The organism is Shewanella mangrovisoli, from assembly GCF_019457635.1.
GTDB lineage: Bacteria > Pseudomonadota > Gammaproteobacteria > Enterobacterales > Shewanellaceae > Shewanella > Shewanella mangrovisoli.
Map to the genome: position 1 here is coordinate 294,366 of NZ_CP080412.1, position 19,830 is coordinate 314,195.

At 46.7% G+C, this 19,830-nt stretch carries 36 protein-coding genes; 30 read left to right on the forward strand and 6 right to left on the reverse strand.

The features are described 5' to 3' along the window. The first annotated feature begins 66 nt into the window (after positions 1 to 66). From tuf to rplQ, 29 genes are all read left to right on the forward strand, one after another. A complete protein-coding gene (gene tuf, locus K0H60_RS01285; RefSeq protein ID WP_011715454.1) occupies positions 67 to 1,251 on the forward strand; it encodes an elongation factor Tu in 1,185 nt (394 codons plus the stop codon). A gap of 337 nt (positions 1,252 to 1,588) precedes the next feature. Next, a complete protein-coding gene (gene rpsJ, locus K0H60_RS01290) occupies positions 1,589 to 1,900 on the forward strand; it encodes a 30S ribosomal protein S10 (RefSeq protein ID WP_011070616.1) in 312 nt (103 codons plus the stop codon). 27 nt (positions 1,901 to 1,927) lie between these two features. Further along, a complete protein-coding gene (gene rplC, locus K0H60_RS01295; RefSeq protein ID WP_011070617.1) occupies positions 1,928 to 2,566 on the forward strand; it encodes a 50S ribosomal protein L3 in 639 nt (212 codons plus the stop codon). 17 nt (positions 2,567 to 2,583) lie between these two features. Then, positions 2,584 to 3,189 (forward strand): 50S ribosomal protein L4, encoded by a 606-nt coding sequence (gene rplD / locus K0H60_RS01300; RefSeq protein WP_011070618.1) that lies wholly within the window; start codon positions 2,584 to 2,586, stop codon positions 3,187 to 3,189. Further along, positions 3,189 to 3,491: a 50S ribosomal protein L23 gene (gene rplW, locus K0H60_RS01305; RefSeq protein WP_039977607.1), complete on the forward strand. Its 303-nt coding sequence runs from the start codon at positions 3,189 to 3,191 to the stop codon at positions 3,489 to 3,491. The genes rplD and rplW overlap by 1 nt, the downstream gene beginning before the upstream one ends. 16 nt (positions 3,492 to 3,507) lie before the next feature. Continuing rightward, positions 3,508 to 4,332, forward strand: a complete 825-nt coding sequence (gene rplB, locus K0H60_RS01310) for a 50S ribosomal protein L2 (RefSeq protein WP_011621028.1) — start codon at positions 3,508 to 3,510, stop codon at positions 4,330 to 4,332. Positions 4,333 to 4,346: 14 nt separating this feature from the next. Next, on the forward strand, positions 4,347 to 4,625 hold the full coding sequence (gene rpsS / locus K0H60_RS01315) for a 30S ribosomal protein S19 (protein ID WP_006083596.1): 279 nt from the start codon (positions 4,347 to 4,349) through the stop codon (positions 4,623 to 4,625). A 15-nt stretch (positions 4,626 to 4,640) separates the two neighbouring features. Beyond that, positions 4,641 to 4,973 carry a 50S ribosomal protein L22 gene (gene rplV, locus K0H60_RS01320; RefSeq protein WP_006083595.1) on the forward strand — a complete coding sequence of 111 codons (333 nt, stop codon included), beginning with the start codon at positions 4,641 to 4,643 and terminating at the stop codon, positions 4,971 to 4,973. A 9-nt stretch (positions 4,974 to 4,982) separates the two neighbouring features. Further along, positions 4,983 to 5,675, forward strand: a complete 693-nt coding sequence (gene rpsC / locus K0H60_RS01325) for a 30S ribosomal protein S3 (protein ID WP_011070621.1) — start codon at positions 4,983 to 4,985, stop codon at positions 5,673 to 5,675. 11 nt (positions 5,676 to 5,686) lie between these two features. Beyond that, positions 5,687 to 6,097, forward strand: a complete 411-nt coding sequence (gene rplP, locus K0H60_RS01330) for a 50S ribosomal protein L16 (protein WP_006083593.1) — start codon at positions 5,687 to 5,689, stop codon at positions 6,095 to 6,097. Next, positions 6,097 to 6,288 carry a 50S ribosomal protein L29 gene (rpmC, locus tag K0H60_RS01335; protein ID WP_007644429.1) on the forward strand — a complete coding sequence of 64 codons (192 nt, stop codon included), beginning with the start codon at positions 6,097 to 6,099 and terminating at the stop codon, positions 6,286 to 6,288. The genes rplP and rpmC overlap by 1 nt, the downstream gene beginning before the upstream one ends. Then, on the forward strand, positions 6,288 to 6,536 hold the full coding sequence (gene rpsQ, locus K0H60_RS01340; protein WP_011070622.1) for a 30S ribosomal protein S17: 249 nt from the start codon (positions 6,288 to 6,290) through the stop codon (positions 6,534 to 6,536). The genes rpmC and rpsQ overlap by 1 nt, the downstream gene beginning before the upstream one ends. Positions 6,537 to 6,714: 178 nt before the next feature. Next, entirely contained in the window at positions 6,715 to 7,083 is a 369-nt protein-coding gene (gene rplN, locus K0H60_RS01345) for a 50S ribosomal protein L14 (protein WP_011715463.1), read from the forward strand. An 11-nt stretch (positions 7,084 to 7,094) separates the two neighbouring features. Continuing rightward, positions 7,095 to 7,409, forward strand: a complete 315-nt coding sequence (rplX, locus tag K0H60_RS01350; protein WP_011070623.1) for a 50S ribosomal protein L24 — start codon at positions 7,095 to 7,097, stop codon at positions 7,407 to 7,409. A 12-nt stretch (positions 7,410 to 7,421) separates the two neighbouring features. Continuing rightward, positions 7,422 to 7,961, forward strand: coding sequence for a 50S ribosomal protein L5 (gene rplE / locus K0H60_RS01355; protein ID WP_011715464.1), 540 nt, complete (start codon positions 7,422 to 7,424; stop codon positions 7,959 to 7,961). Between the two features lie 10 nt (positions 7,962 to 7,971). Then, positions 7,972 to 8,277: a 30S ribosomal protein S14 gene (rpsN, locus tag K0H60_RS01360; RefSeq protein WP_011621030.1), complete on the forward strand. Its 306-nt coding sequence runs from the start codon at positions 7,972 to 7,974 to the stop codon at positions 8,275 to 8,277. A gap of 24 nt (positions 8,278 to 8,301) precedes the next feature. After that, positions 8,302 to 8,694, forward strand: a complete 393-nt coding sequence (rpsH, locus tag K0H60_RS01365; RefSeq protein ID WP_007644434.1) for a 30S ribosomal protein S8 — start codon at positions 8,302 to 8,304, stop codon at positions 8,692 to 8,694. A gap of 10 nt (positions 8,695 to 8,704) precedes the next feature. After that, complete coding sequence (rplF, locus tag K0H60_RS01370) at positions 8,705 to 9,238, forward strand: 50S ribosomal protein L6 (RefSeq protein WP_011715466.1); 534 nt, start codon at positions 8,705 to 8,707, stop codon at positions 9,236 to 9,238. Between the two features lie 10 nt (positions 9,239 to 9,248). Continuing rightward, complete coding sequence (rplR, locus tag K0H60_RS01375; protein WP_011715467.1) at positions 9,249 to 9,599, forward strand: 50S ribosomal protein L18; 351 nt, start codon at positions 9,249 to 9,251, stop codon at positions 9,597 to 9,599. Between the two features lie 12 nt (positions 9,600 to 9,611). Beyond that, positions 9,612 to 10,115 (forward strand): 30S ribosomal protein S5, encoded by a 504-nt coding sequence (gene rpsE, locus K0H60_RS01380; protein WP_007644438.1) that lies wholly within the window; start codon positions 9,612 to 9,614, stop codon positions 10,113 to 10,115. Positions 10,116 to 10,121: 6 nt separating this feature from the next. Beyond that, entirely contained in the window at positions 10,122 to 10,304 is a 183-nt protein-coding gene (rpmD, locus tag K0H60_RS01385; RefSeq protein ID WP_007644440.1) for a 50S ribosomal protein L30, read from the forward strand. Between the two features lie 3 nt (positions 10,305 to 10,307). After that, a complete protein-coding gene (gene rplO / locus K0H60_RS01390; protein WP_011070628.1) occupies positions 10,308 to 10,742 on the forward strand; it encodes a 50S ribosomal protein L15 in 435 nt (144 codons plus the stop codon). Between the two features lie 7 nt (positions 10,743 to 10,749). Beyond that, positions 10,750 to 12,090 carry a preprotein translocase subunit SecY gene (gene secY / locus K0H60_RS01395; protein ID WP_011621032.1) on the forward strand — a complete coding sequence of 447 codons (1,341 nt, stop codon included), beginning with the start codon at positions 10,750 to 10,752 and terminating at the stop codon, positions 12,088 to 12,090. A 21-nt stretch (positions 12,091 to 12,111) separates the two neighbouring features. Further along, on the forward strand, positions 12,112 to 12,225 hold the full coding sequence (gene rpmJ / locus K0H60_RS01400) for a 50S ribosomal protein L36 (RefSeq protein ID WP_006083579.1): 114 nt from the start codon (positions 12,112 to 12,114) through the stop codon (positions 12,223 to 12,225). A gap of 115 nt (positions 12,226 to 12,340) precedes the next feature. Next, positions 12,341 to 12,697 (forward strand): 30S ribosomal protein S13, encoded by a 357-nt coding sequence (gene rpsM / locus K0H60_RS01405; protein ID WP_011070630.1) that lies wholly within the window; start codon positions 12,341 to 12,343, stop codon positions 12,695 to 12,697. A gap of 14 nt (positions 12,698 to 12,711) precedes the next feature. Beyond that, positions 12,712 to 13,104 carry a 30S ribosomal protein S11 gene (gene rpsK, locus K0H60_RS01410; protein WP_006083577.1) on the forward strand — a complete coding sequence of 131 codons (393 nt, stop codon included), beginning with the start codon at positions 12,712 to 12,714 and terminating at the stop codon, positions 13,102 to 13,104. A 31-nt stretch (positions 13,105 to 13,135) separates the two neighbouring features. Beyond that, complete coding sequence (gene rpsD, locus K0H60_RS01415) at positions 13,136 to 13,756, forward strand: 30S ribosomal protein S4 (protein WP_011715468.1); 621 nt, start codon at positions 13,136 to 13,138, stop codon at positions 13,754 to 13,756. A gap of 24 nt (positions 13,757 to 13,780) precedes the next feature. Further along, entirely contained in the window at positions 13,781 to 14,770 is a 990-nt protein-coding gene (locus K0H60_RS01420; RefSeq protein ID WP_011070632.1) for a DNA-directed RNA polymerase subunit alpha, read from the forward strand. A gap of 40 nt (positions 14,771 to 14,810) precedes the next feature. Next, positions 14,811 to 15,206 (forward strand): 50S ribosomal protein L17, encoded by a 396-nt coding sequence (rplQ, locus tag K0H60_RS01425; RefSeq protein ID WP_011621033.1) that lies wholly within the window; start codon positions 14,811 to 14,813, stop codon positions 15,204 to 15,206. Positions 15,207 to 15,271: 65 nt separating this feature from the next. Here the strand turns inward: rplQ and K0H60_RS01430 are convergent, their stop codons facing one another. The 6 genes from K0H60_RS01430 to ccmA form a co-directional block, all read right to left on the reverse strand. After that, on the reverse strand, positions 15,272 to 16,276 hold the full coding sequence (locus K0H60_RS01430; protein ID WP_220057028.1) for an ABC transporter substrate-binding protein: 1,005 nt from the start codon (positions 16,274 to 16,276) through the stop codon (positions 15,272 to 15,274). 114 nt (positions 16,277 to 16,390) lie between these two features. Then, positions 16,391 to 16,876 carry a cytochrome c maturation protein CcmE gene (gene ccmE, locus K0H60_RS01435; RefSeq protein WP_011715470.1) on the reverse strand — a complete coding sequence of 162 codons (486 nt, stop codon included), beginning with the start codon at positions 16,874 to 16,876 and terminating at the stop codon, positions 16,391 to 16,393. Next, positions 16,873 to 17,073, reverse strand: coding sequence for a heme exporter protein CcmD (gene ccmD / locus K0H60_RS01440; RefSeq protein ID WP_011621036.1), 201 nt, complete (start codon positions 17,071 to 17,073; stop codon positions 16,873 to 16,875). The genes ccmE and ccmD overlap by 4 nt, the downstream gene beginning before the upstream one ends. Further along, positions 17,073 to 17,819 carry a heme ABC transporter permease gene (locus K0H60_RS01445; protein WP_011715471.1) on the reverse strand — a complete coding sequence of 249 codons (747 nt, stop codon included), beginning with the start codon at positions 17,817 to 17,819 and terminating at the stop codon, positions 17,073 to 17,075. Before K0H60_RS01445 ends, ccmD begins: the two co-directional genes overlap by 1 nt. 1 nt (position 17,820) lies before the next feature. Beyond that, positions 17,821 to 18,507 (reverse strand): heme exporter protein CcmB, encoded by a 687-nt coding sequence (gene ccmB, locus K0H60_RS01450; protein ID WP_011715472.1) that lies wholly within the window; start codon positions 18,505 to 18,507, stop codon positions 17,821 to 17,823. A gap of 11 nt (positions 18,508 to 18,518) precedes the next feature. Beyond that, a complete protein-coding gene (gene ccmA / locus K0H60_RS01455; protein WP_086904164.1) occupies positions 18,519 to 19,169 on the reverse strand; it encodes a cytochrome c biogenesis heme-transporting ATPase CcmA in 651 nt (216 codons plus the stop codon). A 325-nt stretch (positions 19,170 to 19,494) separates the two neighbouring features. Between ccmA and K0H60_RS01460 the strand changes: the two genes are divergently transcribed. Then, the gene (locus K0H60_RS01460) at positions 19,495 to 19,794 is read left to right on the forward strand and encodes a c-type cytochrome (protein WP_011621040.1); all 300 of its coding nucleotides are present in this window, start codon (positions 19,495 to 19,497) and stop codon (positions 19,792 to 19,794) included. The last annotated feature ends 36 nt before the right edge of the window (positions 19,795 to 19,830 follow it).

Sequence of the window (19,830 nt, forward strand, 5' to 3'; positions counted from 1 at the left end):
AGTTACGACATAAATGTAATATGGTCCTGTTGATACAGGATTATTCTGAAAAGAAAGGAATATATCGTGGCAAAAGCTAAATTTGAACGTAATAAGCCTCACGTTAACGTGGGCACCATCGGTCACGTTGACCATGGTAAAACCACTCTGACTGCAGCTATCTCTCACGTACTGGCTAAGACCTACGGTGGTGAAGCTAAAGACTTCTCTCAAATCGATAACGCTCCAGAAGAGCGTGAGCGCGGTATTACCATCAATACCTCTCACATCGAATACGATACACCAACTCGCCACTACGCACACGTAGACTGCCCAGGCCACGCTGACTATGTTAAAAACATGATCACTGGTGCTGCACAGATGGACGGCGCGATCCTGGTAGTAGCTTCTACTGATGGTCCAATGCCACAAACTCGTGAGCACATCCTGCTGTCTCGCCAAGTAGGCGTACCATTCATCATCGTATTCATGAACAAATGTGACATGGTTGACGATGCTGAGCTGTTAGAATTAGTAGAAATGGAAGTACGTGAACTGTTATCAGAATACGACTTCCCAGGTGATGACTTACCAGTTATCCAAGGTTCTGCTCTGAAAGCCCTTGAAGGCGAGCCAGAGTGGGAAGCGAAGATCATCGAATTAGCCGCTGCACTGGATTCTTACATTCCAGAACCAGAGCGTGATATCGATAAGCCATTCCTGATGCCAATCGAAGACGTCTTCTCAATCTCTGGCCGTGGTACAGTAGTAACAGGCCGTGTTGAGCGTGGTATCGTACGTGTTGGTGACGAAGTAGAAATCGTTGGTATCCGTGCAACCACTAAGACTACCTGTACTGGTGTTGAAATGTTCCGTAAGCTGCTTGACGAAGGTCGTGCAGGTGAGAACTGTGGTATCCTGTTACGTGGTACTAAGCGTGATGACGTAGAACGTGGTCAAGTATTATCTAAGCCAGGTTCAATCAACCCACACACTACTTTTGAATCAGAAGTTTACGTTCTGTCAAAAGAAGAAGGTGGTCGTCACACTCCATTCTTCAAAGGCTACCGTCCACAGTTCTACTTCCGTACAACTGACGTGACAGGTACTATCGAACTGCCAGAAGGCGTAGAGATGGTAATGCCAGGCGACAACATCAAGATGAAAGTGACTCTGATCTGCCCAATCGCGATGGACGAAGGTTTACGCTTCGCAATCCGTGAAGGTGGCCGTACAGTAGGCGCTGGTGTTGTAGCTAAGATTTTCGCTTAATCGCGAACTTGCTATAGTACTGAAAAAGGAAGCTTCGGCTTCCTTTTTTATTTTGGGCTGGTGTTATTCTGAAATTTGTGTAAAATGCTCGCCACTCTGAAGTTGAATAGTCTTTTTGATGACTATTTACACAGCGGGCTTGAAATCTAATTTTAGATAAGTATAATGGCCCCCTCGTTAACCTAGGTTAGCGAATTAAATGATAAGTCAATGAACTTGTCATTATCATAGCGGCTCCGATTGGGAGTCGAACGGTTAAATCATCTCGCTCTGCTTTTCCAGTAAGGAAGAAGCTAGAGGGTGATTTTTTATGTGTCCATTTTAGGAGCTCTGGTCAATGCAGAACCAAAGAATCCGTATCCGCTTAAAAGGATTTGATCATCGCTTAATTGATCAGTCTACAGCGGAAATCGTTGAAACTGCTAAGCGTACAGGCGCCCAAGTACGTGGTCCAATTCCACTACCTACGCGCAAAGAGCGTTATACCGTTTTGATCTCTCCGCACGTTAATAAAGATGCTCGTGACCAGTACGAATTACGTACTCACAAGCGCCTGGTTGACATCGTAGAGCCAACTGAAAAGACTGTAGACGCTCTAATGCGTTTAGATCTTGCGGCTGGTGTCGACGTACAGATTAGCTTGGGTTAATTGAGATCCTTAGAAGAGGTTTGAGAGATGGCTATCGGTCTTATTGGTCGTAAAGTTGGTATGACTCGCATCTTCACTGAAGATGGTGTTTCTATACCTGTTACAGTAATTGAAGTTGCTGGCAACCGTGTTACTCAAGTGAAAACTTTAGAAACTGACGGTTACCGCGCTCTTCAAGTTACTACTGGTACCAAAAAAGCCAATCGCATCACTAAACCAGAAGCAGGTCACTTTGCCAAGAGCGGTGTTGAAGCCGGTCGTGGACTGTGGGAATTGCGTCTGGCAGACGGTGAAGGCGAAGGCATTGAAGTTGGTGCTGAGCTAAATGTAGGTATCTTCGCTGATGTAGCGAAAGTTGACGTTACTGGTCAATCTAAAGGTAAAGGCTTCCAAGGCGGTGTTAAGCGTTGGAACTTCCGTACTCAAGATATGACTCACGGTAACTCTTTGTCGCACCGTTCGAACGGTTCTATCGGTCAGAACCAAACGCCTGGTCGCGTATTTAAAGGCAAGAAAATGTCAGGCCACATGGGTGCCGAGCGTGTTACTACTCAAAATCTAGACGTTGTACGTGTAGATGTTGAACGTAACCTGCTACTGGTTAAAGGTGCTGTTCCGGGCGCAACTAACGGCGACCTGATCATCAAGCCTGCAGTTAAAGCTTAAGGTCTGAGGAGATAGTAATGGAATTGGTATTGAAAGACGCGCAAAGCGCTCTTGAAGTTTCCGAAACTACCTTCGGCCGTGACTTTAACGAGGCACTGGTTCATCAGGTAGTTGTAGCATACGCTGCAAACGCACGTCAGGGCACTCGTGCTCAAAAGACTCGTGCGGAAGTAACTGGCTCTGGCAAAAAGCCATGGCGCCAAAAAGGCACTGGCCGCGCTCGTGCGGGTGGTGTTAAGGGCCCAATCTGGCGTGGCGGTGGCGTAACTTTCGCTGCTAAAACTCAAGATCACAGCCAAAAAGTTAACAAGAAGATGTACCGCGGCGCGCTGAAAAGCATTCTGTCTGAGCTGGTACGTCAAGACCGTCTGGTTGTTGTTGAATCATTCAGCGTTGAAGCTCCTAAAACTAAAGAGCTGAAAGCTAAACTGAAAGCAATGAACTTAGAAGACGTGTTAATTGTGACTTCAGAAGTTGACGAGAATTTATTCTTAGCAGCTCGCAACCTGTACAAGGTTGACGTTCGTGACGTTGCAGGTCTAGACCCAGTAAGTCTGATCGCGTTCAACACAGTGCTTGTGACTGCTGATGCAGTTAAGCAAATCGAGGAGATGCTAGCATGATGATCCGCGAAGAACGTTTGCTAAAAGTAATTCTTGCACCTCACATCTCTGAAAAGAGCACTGTGAATGCTGAGAAGCACAACACTGTTGTTTTCCGCGTAGCTATCGATGCAACTAAAGCTGAAATCAAAGCTGCTGTTGCTAAGCTATTTGAAGTTGAAGTCGAATCAGTTCGCACTTTAGTGAGCAAAGGCAAAACTAAACGTACTGGTGGCCGTGCTGGCCGTCGTAGCGATTGGAAAAAAGCCTACGTGACTTTAGCTGCTGGTGCTGACATCGATTTCGTCGGCGGCGCTGAGTAAGCAAAGGAGAATTATCATGGCAGTTATTAAGTGTAAGCCAACCTCTCCAGGTCGTCGCCACGTTGTTAAAGTGGTGAACTCTGACCTGCACAAGGGTAAACCTTTTGCTGGCCTGTTGGCGAAAAAATCTAAAAGTGGTGGCCGTAACAACACTGGCCGTATCACTGTTCGTCACGTTGGTGGCGGTCACAAGCAGCACTACCGTTTAATCGACTTCAAACGCGATAAAGACGGTATCCCTGCAAAAATTGAGCGTCTGGAATACGATCCAAACCGTACTGCGCACATCGCGTTAGTACTGTATGCGGATGGTGAGCGTCGTTACATCCTTGCAGCTAAAGGCATGCAAGCTGGCGACAAGATCCAGTCTGGTGTTGAAGCCGAAATCAAAACCGGTAACGCAATGCCACTGCGCAACATTCCAGTAGGTTCTGTTGTGCACGCTGTTGAAATGAAGCCTGGTAAAGGTGCTCAGATCGCGCGTTCAGCGGGTGCTTATGTACAAGTTGTTGCTCGTGATGGCGCATATGCCACTTTACGTCTTCGCTCTGGCGAAATGCGCAAAGTGCCAGTTGATTGCCGCGCAACATTTGGTGAAGTTGGTAATGCCGAACACATGCTACGCCAGTTAGGTAAAGCAGGTGCTAAGCGCTGGAGAGGCGTTCGCCCAACAGTTCGCGGTGTTGCAATGAACCCGGTAGACCATCCACACGGTGGTGGTGAAGGCCGTACTTCTGGTGGTCGTCACCCAGTGACTCCATGGGGTGTGCCAACTAAGGGTTATAAGACTCGTAGTAACAAGCGCACTGACAAGTACATCGTACGTCGTCGTAATAAATAGTAAGAGGATTCGCCATGCCACGTTCTCTCAAGAAAGGTCCCTTCATTGACCTGCACTTGCTGAAGAAGGTAGAGAAAGCGATGGAAGCAGGTGACAAGAAGCCTATTAAGACTTGGTCACGTCGCTCTATGATCATTCCAAATATGATTGGTTTGACCATCGCTGTCCATAATGGTCGTCAGCACGTTCCTGTGTTCGTAACTGACGAAATGATCGGCCACAAACTTGGTGAATTCTCACCAACTCGCACTTATCGCGGCCATGCTGCTGATAAGAAAGCGAAGAAGCGTTAATACGGGAGGAATAAGATGGAAGTTTTAGCTAAACATCGTTTTGCCCGTACGTCTGCGCAGAAGGCTCGTCTAGTTGCTGATCAAATTCGTGGTTTGCCTGTTGCTAAGGCCCTCGAAATTCTGACTTTCAGCCCAAAGAAAGCCGCCGTACTGGTTAAAAAAGTACTTGACTCAGCTATCGCAAACGCCGAACACAACGAAGGCGCTGACATTGATGAGCTAAAAGTAGGCGCCGTCTTCGTTGACGAGGGTCCAACTATGAAGCGTATCATGCCACGTGCTAAAGGCCGCGCTGATCGTATCATGAAGCGTACCAGCCACATCACTGTGGTTGTATCAGATCGCTAGGAGAGAGCAATGGGACAGAAAGTACATCCTAATGGTATCCGTCTGGGTATCACCAAGCCTTGGATCTCTACCTGGTACGCAGATAAGTCAGATTATGCAAATAACCTGAACAGCGACTGGGAAGTGCGTAAGTATCTTGCAGACAAACTGCAAGCTGCATCAGTATCTAAGATTGTTATCGAACGCCCAGCGAAAAGCATCCGCGTTACTATTCACACTGCCCGTCCAGGCGTTGTGATCGGTAAGAAAGGTGAAGACGTTGAAGTATTGCGTGCTGCAGTTTCAAAACTGGCTGGCACTCCTGCTCAAATTAACATCGCTGAGATCCGTAAACCTGAGCTAGATGCCAAGTTAGTTGCTGACTCAATTGCACAGCAATTAGAGCGTCGTGTTATGTTCCGTCGCGCTATGAAGCGTGCAGTACAAAACGCAATGCGTATTGGTGCTCAAGGTATCAAAGTTGAAGTTAGTGGCCGTTTAGGCGGTGCTGAGATTGCGCGCTCTGAGTGGTACCGTGAAGGTCGTGTACCTTTGCATACACTGCGTGCTGATATCGACTATTCAACCTCTGAAAGTCACACTCAATACGGTGTGATTGGTATTAAAGTTTGGATCTTCAAAGGTGAAGTTCTGGACGGAATGCTGCCACAGATTGAAGAGCCGAAACAGCAGCAACCTAAGCGCAAGCCTCGTGGTAAATAGGAGAGCCGGCAATGCTGCAACCTAAACGTATGAAGTTTCGCAAGATGTTCAAAGGCCGCAACCGCGGTCTAGCGAACGGTACCGAAGTTAGCTTTGGTACTTTTGGTCTGAAAGCAGTCGGCCGTGGTCGTTTAACTGCTCGTCAGATCGAATCTGCACGTCGTGCCATGACACGTCACATTAAGCGTCAGGGACAAATTTGGATTCGAGTTTTCCCGGACAAACCAATTACCTCTAAGCCTCTTGAAGTGCGTATGGGTAAAGGTAAAGGTAACGTTGAATACTGGGTATGTCAGATTCAACCTGGTAAGGTTCTTTATGAGATGAATGGTGTTTCTGAAGTGATCGCTCGTGAAGCGTTTGCTTTAGCTGCTGCCAAGCTTCCAATTAAGACTACCTTCGTAACTAAGACGGTGATGTAATGAAAGCGAGCGAACTAAGAGAAAAGAGCGTTGAAGAACTGAACGCTGAACTACTTGGTCTGCTGCGTGAGCAGTTCAACCTGCGTATGCAACACGCCACTGGTCAGTTGACTCAGACTCATCAACTGAAATTAGTGCGCCGTAACATTGCGCGCGTTAAGACCATTATTACTTCTAAGGCGGGTGCATAATGTCTGATAAAATCCGTACTTTGCAAGGTCGTGTGACAAGCAACAAAATGGATAAAACCATTACTGTAGCTATCGAACGCCAAGTGAAACACCCAATCTATGGGAAGTACATTAAGCGTACGACTAAGATCCATGCACACGATGAAGCTAATCAGTGCAACGAAGGCGATGTAGTAGCGATCCGCGAATGTCGTCCTCTGTCTAAGACTAAATCTTGGACTCTGGTTGAAGTAGTATCAAAGGCCTAATTATATTAGGTATTTAGGTAAACGGCTCCAGTATTTGGGGCCGTTTGTTTTTTAATACTATACATTCCATATTTATGGTGTTATATTTGCGCGCCATTTTTGACTAAATTCAAAGCAAAAATGGTGTTTATAGTCCCAATTGTGGGAATTGTGTAGTAACGATAGCGGAGCACTTAAAATGATCCAAATGCAATCGACTCTTGACGTCGCATGTAACAGCGGCGCACGCAGAGTTCAGTGTATTAAGGTCTTGGGTGGCTCTCATCGTCGTTATGCCGGTATCGGCGACATCATCAAGGTTTCTGTTAAAGAAGCAATTCCTCGCGCTAAAGCGAAGAAAGGTGATGTGTATAACGCGGTGGTAGTCCGTACTAAGAAAGGCGTACGTCGTCCAGACGGTTCTGTCATTCGCTTCGATCGGAATGCAGCAGTTCTTCTGAACAACAACCTGCAGCCGATTGGCACTCGTATCTTTGGACCAGTGACACGTGAATTGCGCTCTGAGCAGTTCATGAAGATTGTCTCGCTGGCACCAGAAGTACTGTAAGGAGCTTCAAAATGGCAGCTAAAATCCGTCGTCAAGACGAAGTAATCGTATTAGCAGGTAAAGACAAGGGCAAACGCGCTAAAGTTGCTCAAGTTTTACCTACTGGTAAGTTAATTGTTGAAGGCATCAATCTTGTCAAGAAACACCAAAAGCCAAACCCACAACTGGGTGTAGCCGGTGGTATTGTTGAGAAAGAAGCACCGATTCAAGCATCAAATGTTGCGATCTTTAACCCTGTCACTGGCAAGGCGGATCGTGTTGGTTTCCGATTTGAAGACGGCAAAAAAGTTCGTTTCTTTAAATCGAACAGTGAACTCGTTAAGTAACTGGAGTAAACGATGGCGAAACTGCATGATAAATATCAAGAGACTGTTGTCGCTGAACTGACTAAAAAGTTCGGTTATACCAGTGTCATGCAAGTCCCTCGGATTGAGAAAATCACCCTGAACATGGGTGTTGGCGAAGCCGTTGCAGACAAAAAAGTTATGGAACATGCTGTTCGTGACATGACTGCAATCGCTGGTCAAAAACCAGTAGTGACTGTTGCTCGTAAATCAGTTGCTGGTTTTAAAATCCGTGAAGGCTACCCTATTGGCTGTAAAGTGACCCTGCGCGGTGAGCGTATGTGGGAATTCTTAGAGCGTTTAGTTGACATCGCAATCCCACGTATTCGTGACTTCCGTGGTCTGAGCGCTAAAGCGTTCGACGGCCGTGGTAACTACGCAATGGGCGTGCGTGAGCAGATCATTTTCCCAGAAATCGATTACGATAAAATCGATAAAATTCGCGGTATGGATATTGTTATCACTACCTCTGCGAATTCTGACGAAGAAGGTCGTGCTTTGTTAGACGCTTTTAACTTCCCATTCAAGAAATAAGGGTAGCGTAATGGCAAAAACATCAATGAAAGCACGTGAAGCAAAGCGTGCACAGCTCGTAGCTAAGTTCGCTGAAAAGCGCGCTGCTCTGAAAGCAATTATTGCAAATCCAGCTTCTTCTGACGAAGACCGTTGGGACGCAGTATTAAAGCTGCAAGCTCTACCACGTGATTCCAGCGCATCGCGTCAACGCAATCGTTGTAATCAAACTGGTCGCCCACATGGTTTCCTGCGTAAGTTCGGTTTAAGCCGTATCAAGTTACGTGAAGCAACCATGCGTGGTGAAGTTCCTGGCCTGCGTAAGGCTAGCTGGTAAGCACTTGTCACGGAGTAAGCTAATATGAGCATGCAAGATCCTATTGCGGATATGTTAACCCGTATTCGTAACGGCCAAGCTGCTAACAAAGTATCTGTGAAGATGCCTTCTGCTAAGCTGAAAGTCGCTATCGCGAAACTGCTTAAAGAAGAAGGTTACATCGCTGATTACGCCGTAGCAGATGAAGCCAAGCCTGAACTGGAAATCACTTTAAAGTATTTCCAAGGCCAACCAGTCGTTGAGACTATCCAGCGCGTAAGCCGTCCTGGTCTTCGTATTTACAAAGGTAAAAACGAGTTACCAAAAGTGATGGGCGGACTGGGTGTCGCAATTGTGTCCACTTCTAAAGGCCTGATGACTGATCGTGCCGCCCGCCTTGCAGGCATGGGTGGCGAGGTTATCTGCTACGTAGCATAAGGAGCTAGGAATGTCTCGTGTAGCAAAAGCACCAGTATCTATTCCAGCTGGCGTAGAGGTGACCTTAAACGAACAGACCCTGACCGTCAAAGGCGCGAAAGGAAGTCTGACTCGAGTGATCAACAATGCGGTCAATGTTGTTATTGAAGATGGCGTGATCAAGTTCCTACCTGTTGAAGGCGCTGTTGGCGCTTGGGCACAGGCTGGTACCACACGTGCATTAGTAAACAACATGGTTGTTGGTGTATCTCAAGGTTTTGAGCGTAAGTTAAAGTTAGTTGGCGTTGGTTACCGTGCGAAGCTCGTCGGTTCTGACATTGACCTGACTTTAGGTTTCTCTCATCCGTTAGTACACAAACTGCCCGCAGGCGTTACTGCAGAGTGTCCAAGCCAAACTGACATCGTCCTACGTGGCGTTGATAAGCAGTTAATTGGCCAAGTCGCTGCTGAGATTCGCGGATACCGTCCACCAGAGCCATACAAAGGCAAGGGTGTTCGCTATGACGACGAAGAAGTACGCCGTAAAGAGGCTAAGAAGAAGTAGGTAACGCGATATGGATAAGAAAACATCTCGCTTACGTCGCGCTATTCGCGCTCGTAAGAAGATCCAAGAGCTGGGCGTGAACCGTCTGGTTGTACATCGTACACCGCGTCACATTTATGCTCAGGTGATCAATCCTGAAGCTCAGGTGGTGGCAGCTGCTTCAACCGTGGAAAAAGCGGTTAAAGAGCAACTGAAGAGTACCGGTAACGTAGACGCGGCTAAAGCAGTAGGTAAATTTATTGCTGAACGCGCGATCGAGAAAGGCGTAACTACTGTTGCGTTCGATCGTTCTGGTTTCAAGTATCACGGTCGTGTAGCTGCTCTGGCAGATGCTGCTCGTGAAGCTGGCCTCCAGTTCTAAGGGGTTATAAAAATGGCTAAATTAGAAGCTCAGCAAAAAGACGATCTGCAAGAGAAATTAATTGCAGTTAATCGTGTTTCTAAAGTAGTTAAGGGCGGTCGTATCTTTAGCTTCACTGCACTAACAGTAGTGGGTGATGGTAACGGTAAGGTCGGCTATGGCTATGGTAAAGCGCGCGAAGTTCCAGCAGCGATTCAAAAAGCTATGGAAAAAGCCCGTCGTAACATGGTGACCGTTGAGTTGAATGCAGGCACTCTGCATCACCCAGTTAAAGGTCGTCATACTGGTTCACGTGTATACATGCAACCAGCATCACAGGGTACCGGTATTATCGCCGGTGGCGCAATGCGTGCCGTATTGGAAGTAGCAGGCGTTCATAACGTTCTGTCAAAAGCATACGGTTCTACTAACCCGATCAACATCGTTCGCGCGACTGTAGATGCTCTGGTGCACATGAAGTCACCTTCGCAAATCGCAGCTAAGCGTGGCCTGAATGTTGACGAAATTCGGGGGTAATGCACCATGGCAACTAAAACTGTAAAAGTTACTCAGACTAAAAGTGCTATCGGTCGTTTACCAAAGCACCGTGCGACCTTAACTGGTCTTGGTCTGCGTCGCATTGGTCACACTGTTGAATTAGAAGATACTCCTTCAGTTCGCGGTATGATCAACAAGGTCTACTACATGGTTAAGGTGGAGGATTAATAGATGCGTTTAAATACTCTATCTCCAGCTGCAGGCGCTAAGCATGCACCAAAGCGTGTAGGCCGTGGTATGGGTTCAGGCTTAGGTAAAACTGCTGGTCGTGGTCACAAAGGCCAAAAATCTCGTAGCGGTGGCGGTGTACGCCCAGGCTTCGAGGGTGGTCAAATGCCACTTAAGATCCGTTTACCTAAATTTGGTTTTACCTCGCGTCGCGCTATGGTAACAGCTGAAGTTCGTGTACTCGAACTGGCTAAAGTTAACGGTGATGTTATCGACTTAAACGCTCTGAAAGATGCGAACGTTATTACTCGCAACATCCAGTTTGCGAAAATCGTTCTTTCAGGTACCATTGAGCGCCCAGTGACCGTAAAAGGTCTGAAGGTAACCAAAGGTGCACGTGCAGCGATTGAAGCTGCTGGCGGTAAGATCGAGGAATAATACGTCGATGGCAAAACCAGGACTTGATTTAAAAAGCGCGAAAGGTGGACTTTCTGAATTGAAAGCTCGCCTCCTGTTCGTGATTGGTGCGATTATCGTCTTTAGAGCCGGTTCGTTTGTGCCAATTCCTGGTATTGACGCAGCTGTATTAGCAGAGCTGTTTGCTCAGCAAAAAGGTACCATCCTTGGCATGTTTAACATGTTCTCGGGTGGTGCTCTTTCCCGTGCTTCTATCTTTGCATTAGGTATCATGCCGTACATTTCGGCATCGATTATCATGCAGTTATTGACTGTGGTGCATCCTGCACTCGCTGAATTGAAAAAAGAAGGCGAGTCTGGACGTAAAAAAATCAGTCAGTACACACGTTGGGGTACGTTGGTGCTGGGTACATTCCAGTCGATCGGTATTGCAACAGGGTTACCAAACTTAGTCCCTGGCCTAGTGGTCAACATTGGATTCGGTTTCTACTTTGTTGCGGTTGTGAGCTTAGTAACAGGAACTATGTTCCTGATGTGGCTAGGTGAGCAAATTACCGAACGAGGTATAGGTAACGGTATCTCGATTTTAATTTTCGCAGGTATTGTTGCTGGATTACCTTCCGCTATCGGCCAAACGGCTGAGCAGGCGCGTCAAGGTGACCTGAATGTGTTAGTATTGTTGTTGCTCGCGGTAATTATTTTTGCTGTGACTTATTTCGTGGTGTTTGTAGAACGTGGTCAACGTCGTATCGTTGTTAACTACGCTAAGCGCCAGCAAGGCCGTAAGGTATTCGCTGCGCAATCTACTCACTTGCCGCTGAAAATAAACATGGCGGGTGTAATTCCTCCAATTTTTGCGTCAAGCATCATTTTGTTCCCAGGCACACTGGCTCAGTGGTTTGGTCAAAATGAGTCTATGTCATGGTTAAGTGATTTTTCACTGGCCGTGTCACCAGGACAACCGCTTTACTCATTATTGTATGCAGCAGCGATTATCTTCTTCTGTTTCTTCTATACTGCGTTGGTATTTAACCCACGTGAAACAGCAGATAACCTGAAGAAGAGTGGTGCATTCATCCCTGGGATCCGTCCTGGAGAACAGACTTCGCGTTACATTGATAAAGTAATGACTCGCCTGACATTAGCTGGCGCGTTATACATTACCTTTATCTGTTTAATTCCGGAGTTCATGTTAATTGCGTGGAAAGTACAGTTCTATTTTGGCGGTACTTCACTACTAATTATGGTAGTCGTAATCATGGACTTCATGGCTCAGGTTCAGACCCATATGATGTCACATCAGTATGAGTCTGTGATGAAGAAAGCTAACCTAGTAAACAAAGCGAACTTAGATCGCTTTGGTCGCTAAGTAGCTTTACGGAGTGATGAAATGAAAGTTCGAGCTTCCGTGAAGAAGATCTGCCGTAACTGCAAGATCGTCAAGCGTAGTGGCGTTGTACGCGTTATCTGTGTTGAACCAAAACACAAACAGCGTCAAGGCTAATTGAAAGATTGTTCAGCCCAGTTTTGGGCTGAACAAAATATTGTTTGCAAATCTGTCAACTGTCGAGTATCCTTTCGGGCTTTTCGCAGTTGGCCTTTAACTTAAGGAGTGCATAGTGGCCCGTATCGCTGGCATTAACATTCCTGATCAAAAGCATACAGTCATCGCATTGACTGCAATTTTCGGCATCGGCCGTACTCGCGCTAGAGCAATCTGCGCAGCTACGTCAATTGCTGAAACTGCTAAGATCAAGGAATTGAGCGAAGCTCAAATCGACACCCTACGCGAAGAAGTTGCCAAATACTTAGTAGAAGGTGACTTACGTCGTGAGATTTCCATGAACATCAAGCGTCTGATGGACCTTGGTTGCTATCGTGGTCTCCGCCATCGTCGTAGCCTGCCTCTTCGTGGGCAACGTACTAAGACCAATGCGCGTACGCGTAAAGGTCCACGTAAACCAATCAAGAAGTAACGGGAAGGTAGACAATGGCTAAAGTTCCGTCACGTTCTCCGCGTAAGCGCGTACGTAAACAGGTTGCAGATGGCATGGCTCATATCCATGCTTCTTTCAACAACACAATTGTCACCATTACAGATCGTCAAGGTAATGCGTTGTCATGGGCTACTTCAGGTGGTTCAGGTTTCCGTGGTTCACGTAAATCTACGCCATTTGCTGCACAGGTAGCTGCTGAGCGTGCAGGTGCTGCTGCTCAAGACTACGGTTTAAAAAACCTTGAAGTGTTTGTGAAGGGTCCAGGTCCAGGTCGTGAATCAGCCATTCGTGCGCTGAACGCTGTTGGTTATAAAATTACCAACATTACCGATGTGACGCCGATCCCTCATAATGGTTGTCGTCCTCCTAAAAAGCGTCGTGTATAACGCGTTTCATTAGGATAGTTGGAGAAAGATCATGGCAAGATACTTGGGTCCCAAGCTCAAGCTCAGCCGCCGAGAAGGTACTGACCTTTTCTTAAAAAGCGGTGTGAGAGCAATCGATTCAAAGTGTAAACTGGAATCTGCACCAGGACAGCATGGCGCTCGTAAGCCACGTCTGTCAGAGTACGGTTTACAGTTACGCGAAAAACAAAAAGTTCGTCGTATTTACGGTGTGTTAGAAAAGCAATTCCGTAACTACTACAAAGAGGCTGCACGTCTGAAAGGCAACACTGGTGAGAACCTGTTGCAACTTTTAGAAACTCGTTTAGATAACGTTGTTTATCGTATGGGTTTCGGTGCGACTCGTGCAGAATCACGTCAGCTAGTAAGCCATAAATCAATTATGGTTAACGGTCGTGTTGTTAACATTCCGTCATTCAAAGTGTCTGCGAATGATGTTGTAAGCATCCGTGAAAAGTCACGCACTCAAGCTCGTATCAAAGCGGCTTTAGAAGTGGCAGCTCAACGCGAGAAGCCTACATGGGTTGAAGTCGACAGCGCGAAAATGGAAGGTGCTTTCAAGCGTATTCCAGAACGTAGCGATTTGTCTGCGGAAATTAACGAACAGCTGATCGTCGAGCTTTACTCTAAGTAAGGCTAACAAACAAGAGAGGACACAATGCAGGGTTCTGTTACAGAATTTCTTAAACCGCGTCTCGTTGATATCGAGCAGGTTAACTCAACACGTGCCAAGGTTACTTTGGAACCGCTTGAGCGTGGTTTCGGCCACACTTTAGGTAACGCGTTGCGTCGCATCCTATTGTCGTCTATGCCCGGCTGCGCGGTTACCGAAGTCGAGATTGACGGCGTACTGCACGAATACAGCAGTAAGGAAGGCGTACAAGAAGATATCCTTGAAATCTTGCTGAACCTGAAAGGGTTAGCAGTGACTATCGAGGGTAAAGACGAGGCTATGCTTACATTAAGCAAGTCCGGCGCAGGCCCTGTCATCGCAGCAGATATCACGCATGATGGTGATGTCACTATCGTGAATCCTGATCATGTTATCTGTCATTTAACAGGTAACAATGATATCAGCATGCGTATTCGCGTTGAGCGTGGTCGTGGTTATGTGCCAGCATCTGCTCGTGCACAGACTGAAGACGATGATCGCCCAATCGGCCGTTTGCTGGTTGATGCTTCTTTCTCGCCAGTTGCACGTATTGCCTACAATGTAGAAGCAGCTCGTGTTGAACAGCGTACTGACTTGGATAAACTCGTTATCGATATGACCACTAACGGTACTATCGATCCTGAGGAAGCTATCCGTCGTTCTGCAACCATCTTAGCTGAACAGCTGGATGCGTTTGTTGAGCTGCGCGACGTGACTGAGCCAGAAATGAAAGAAGAGAAGCCGGAGTTCGATCCGATTCTGTTGCGTCCTGTCGACGATTTAGAGCTAACTGTACGTTCGGCTAACTGTTTGAAAGCCGAAGCGATTCATTACATCGGAGATCTGGTACAGCGTACTGAAGTTGAGCTGCTGAAGACCCCTAACTTAGGTAAGAAGTCTCTTACTGAAATTAAGGACGTTTTAGCTTCTCGCGGACTGTCGTTAGGTATGCGTCTGGAAAACTGGCCTCCAGCTAGTTTAGCAGACGACCTATAAGTCTCAGGTTTGTACAGATTTAGGTTATAAGGATTAGGTCATGCGCCATCGTAAGAGTGGTCGTCAACTTAACCGCAACAGCAGCCACCGCCAAGCTATGTTCCGTAACATGGCAAGCTCACTGGTTCGTCATGAGATCATCAAGACAACCGTAGCTAAAGCGAAAGAACTGCGTCGCGTAGTTGAGCCTCTGATAACACTTGCTAAGAGTGACAGCGTTGCAAACCGTCGTTTAGCGTTTGCACGTACTCGCGACGCTGAAGTCGTAGGTAAGTTATTCACTGAATTGGGTCCACGTTACCAGGAACGTCCTGGTGGCTACACCCGTATCCTTAAGTGCGGTTTACGTGCTGGTGATAAAGCCCCAATGGCTTACATCGAGCTAGTAGGTCGTCCAGAAGCTGCTCAAGCTGTTGAAGTTGAAGCTGCTGAGTAATTAAGGCTACAAAGATTGAAAAACCGGGCTCTAAGCCCGGTTTTTTTGTTTTTAGCGCTTCTTCGTTAATCTACCCAAGTCGCTTGTTTCTCAATTTCCTTTGGCAGTTTGAGTTGCCATCTCTTTATCGCTGCACGGCTAAATCGATATTGGCCAAGATCATCCGTGATAGGGAAGATGTTCTCAGGCTTTTCTCCTGCAAGTATTCTAAGGGCTATGTTGGCTGCGATTGAGCCATGATGATAGCCATCGAGCACATAGCCACCTAGATTGCCATTGGCATAGATGCTAAATCCCCAAAAGCCGAAATTCGGCACCGGTGTGTGGTTGGTAATCCATTCGAGTAAGTTATCGGCATCCACTGATTGATCGTCTTCATCTCTGACAGCGTGATACAGCGCCACCACAATTGCACTATAACCATTATCCTTTGCTGCTCTGACTTGTTGTTGCCACTCTGCTAATTGGGTTAGTTGGAGAATGTGAACTTCGATATCACTTAACATGCTCGATGGTTGCTTACTGATGTACTCGGCCGCGATTTTCGAAGTATTGCTGCCATCGAAGAGCACTAGGATTTTACGATGCTTGGCTTGTGGCAATAATCTCTCGAGTAACAGTAAGGAACGCTTGAGTAACGGGCGCTCTAGCACGCCTGTGAAGCGCTCATGCTCATTTAAATGGTATTCCCGAGGATTCATATTCACCCCGAGGTAAACCACGGGAATTTGGATGCCATTGAGACGCTGATGGAGATAATGAATGGCGTTGTCATCGGCAAGGATCACCAGTTGTGGTTGTTGCTCGACAATGAACTGCCAAGCGAGTTCTGCACGTTCTGCGTAGCGCTCTTTAGCTAAGCGCTTGGTGTCCATCTCAAAGTGGCTAACTTGATGTTGTGGGGCCAGTTTATCGACAATGGCTTGATAGTATTCTTTATCCCACTGATAGCCTTGATGGTAACTTTCGATAACCACCACTTTAGCAGCGTAGAGCATCAGTGGGTGACTGGTGAGCATTAGGAGTAGCAACAGTCGCCATCTTTTGTTAAATGGCTTAATCACATTCATAGACAGCGTCCTGCCGGAATACTGTCTTGAGTATAGTTCAGCCGTTAATTGTGAATGGACAATAAAAAAGCCTCCGAAGAGGCTCTTTGTTTATCAACATTTACAGCATGGCGATTATTGCGCCGCCGATTTTTGCTGGCTGTAATCTAACTTCTCATGCTTTTGGCCCATGGCTTCGGCCACTTCTGGCGGCATGTAATTTTCATCATGCTTCGCCAGTACTTCGGTTGCGGCCAATTTGCCGTCTTCACCTAATACGCCTTGTGCCACAATACCTTGGCCTTCACGGAACAGATCCGGCAGCAGATCGTCATAGGTCACGAGAATTTCGCCACCTAATGAGTCATGCACGGCAAACTGCACGTGCAGGCTGTTTGGATCGCGCACCATAGAACCAACCGTTACCATACCACCTACGCGAATACGTTGGCCCGCTTCGGGTTTAACACCGGTATCGGTTTTACCGTGTACGATCTCTGACGGTGTGTAGAATAAGTTTAAGTTGGAGTTCAGCGCATACAGCAGAAGCGAAGCAATCGCGGCTACGCCACCGATTAATGCTACAGCTAACGTCAGTCTCTTTTTGCGTCTTGGGTTCACGATTTGGTACTCCTAGTCTCTTTAAGGCGTTCTTCGCGGTTCATCTTCTTCGCGATTTCAATCAGTACTTTGCGCTTTTGGCGCGCACTAGTGATGATCAGCGTCGATAAACAGAAGAAGGTCACGCCATAGGCAAGCCACACATAAAAGGCATAGCCACCCATGTTGAAAAAATCACTGATAGAATCGAATTGCATTATTTGACCTCCTCAGCTTTAGCAAGTTCACGCACCCAAGGGCGCATGCCGTTTCTTGCTAAGATTTCTGCTCTAAATCTCACAATTGTGATAGCCCCTATCATAAGGCCGAAACCTAAAATATTGATTAAAAGTGGGTATAACATTTCGCTCGACATAGTCGATTTAGAGGTAATTTTGATCGTTGATGGTTGATGCAGAGAGCTCCACCATTCAACCGAGTATTTGATGATCGGAATGTTGATCACGCCGACGATCGCTAAGATCCCCGCTGCACGTGCTGCCAGTACTTTGTCTTCGAAGGAAGCATAGAGCGAGATCACGCCTAAATAGAGGAATAGCAGAACTAATTCAGACGTTAGACGTGCATCCCATACCCACCAAGTACCCCACATGGGTTTACCCCATGTCGCGCCAGTAAAGAGGGCGATAAAGGTAATCACGGCGCCAATCGGTGCAATGGATGCGGCGGCCCAATCAGCCAGTTTAATTTGCCATACGAGGCCGATAAATGCGGCTGTCGCCATACCCATGTAGGCAGCCATTGACATTGAGGCTGCTGGAACATGGATAAAGATAATCCGGTAGCTGTCGCCCTGTTGATAATCTGTTGGAGCAAACATTAATCCCCATACCGTGCCGACGGCAATAAAAAGACAGGCTAAGGTGGCAAACCATGGAAATAATGTTCCTGATAATTTGTAAGCGCGCTCAGGATCCGCGTAAGGGTGTAACCATTTCCACATTTTAGTTAGTACTCACTCGCAGAGATGCACCAATTGCAAAGGGTGCTAAGGTTAACGAACCGATCAACATGGCGCCAATTATAGCGAGCTGACCATCATAGGGTAAATTCATTCCTGCAGCATCTATGGCGCTGGTCGCGAAAATCAGCACAGGAATATAAAGTGGTAAAATAAGCAGGCTCAGTAACACGCCGCCTTTACGCAGACCCACGGTAAGGGCCACACCAATTGCGCCTAAGAGGGACAATACTGGCGTACCCAGTGCGAGTGTTGCAATCAGCGCACCATAGCTGTTGGCGTCTAAGTTGAGCAGCACCGCCAGCAGGGGCGCGATTATAATCAGTGGCACGCCAGTCAGTAGCCAGTGGGCTAATACTTTGGCCAATACCAATACCGAGAGTGGCTGTGGGCTGAGTAGCATTTGCTCTAAGCTGCCATCGCTAAAGTCGGCTTTAAATAGGCGCTCGAGTGAAAGCATAGACGCGAGTAATGCCGCAACCCAAATAATCCCTGGAGCAATACGGGCTAGCATTTGTGGTTCAGGACCAATCCCCAGAGGGAATAGAGTCACAACCATAATAAAGAATAACAAGGGATTAAAGATATCACCGCGATGACGAATAGCGATTTTTAGATCCCGCTGCAGTAATGTTAAAAACGCTTGGGTAAAGCTGATGCCTCTTTTCATTATGCCAAACCTTATACGAAGCGATAATCTAGACGAATTTTACGAAGCCTATCATCTTTGATAATGCCCATATCTTGGTGAGTGGTGAGGATCACGCAGCCACCATTATCCGCATGTTGAATAAATAACTGTTCAAGCTCTTCGACACCTCTTTTATCGATTGCGGTAAAAGGCTCATCGAGGATCCACACTTTACAGTCATTGTGCCAGAGTCTGGCTAATGCTGTACGGCGGTGTTGACCAGCGGATAAATGCCCGGCGAGTGCTTCCTCAAACCCAGCTAAATTCACTTTAGCGAGAATGGCGGAAGTATCGAAATCATCATAGCCACTGATTCTTAAATTGAAGTTAAGGTTTTCTTCAGCGGTTAATTCGGATTTCACCCCGGCAAGATGGCCTAAATACAATAGGTCTTCGTTATATTCGTCGCGGCAACGGTTAATATCTTCATTGAGATAAAAAGTTTGTCCAGCGTAGGGACGAGATAAGCCTGCCAATATACGTAATAAACTGGTTTTGCCGGCGCCATTTGGGCCTTCGATCTGGACGATATCGCCAGCATTAATATCAAAACTTAATTCATCAAACAGGATGCGTTCTTCGCGGATACATGTCAGCTTGCTCGCCGATACCAGTGTGTTTACTGAAGTTATATTTGTCACTGAACCCTCTATCTCAAGCCGGAAGGAAACACAAGTGATTCTAACACAAACGATATTGCGGGGTTTACACTTGCTTAATACTAGATGTCAGCAATTTGATGTGGTTCCAATAACCGCAATATTTCTCGAACTAATCGAACTTTTTTAATACTTGCTAATATATTAACGAATTTGTCACGCTTGTCGCCTTATATCATTTGTGCTGAGATTCTAATCACAAAAAGATGAGATTTATTGAAGTTTGTAGTAATCTTAGTCCGCTATAATGAGTCTGCCTCAAAGGGCAGCGAGAGCTTTGTACGTATTTGCATTAGGAACATTGAACATGAAAAAACTGTTAGCAATGACTGCAGTCGCTGCTTTGACTATGTCAGTCAACGTTTCAGCTCAAGATGCTGAAGCTATTTTCAACAAGGCATGTACCGTATGCCACAGCATGGGTGTTGCTGGTGCTCCAAAGGCGCACAACGCTGCTGAGTGGGAACCACGCTTAGCAAAAGGTATGGACACTCTGTTACACAGTGTAAAAACTGGCTTAAACGCAATGCCACCAGGTGGTATGTGTACTGATTGTACTGACGAAGATTACAAAGCAGCTATCGAGTTTATGTCTAAAGCTCAGTAATTTTTGCAGTGTTAAAAAAACCGGCATCAGCCGGTT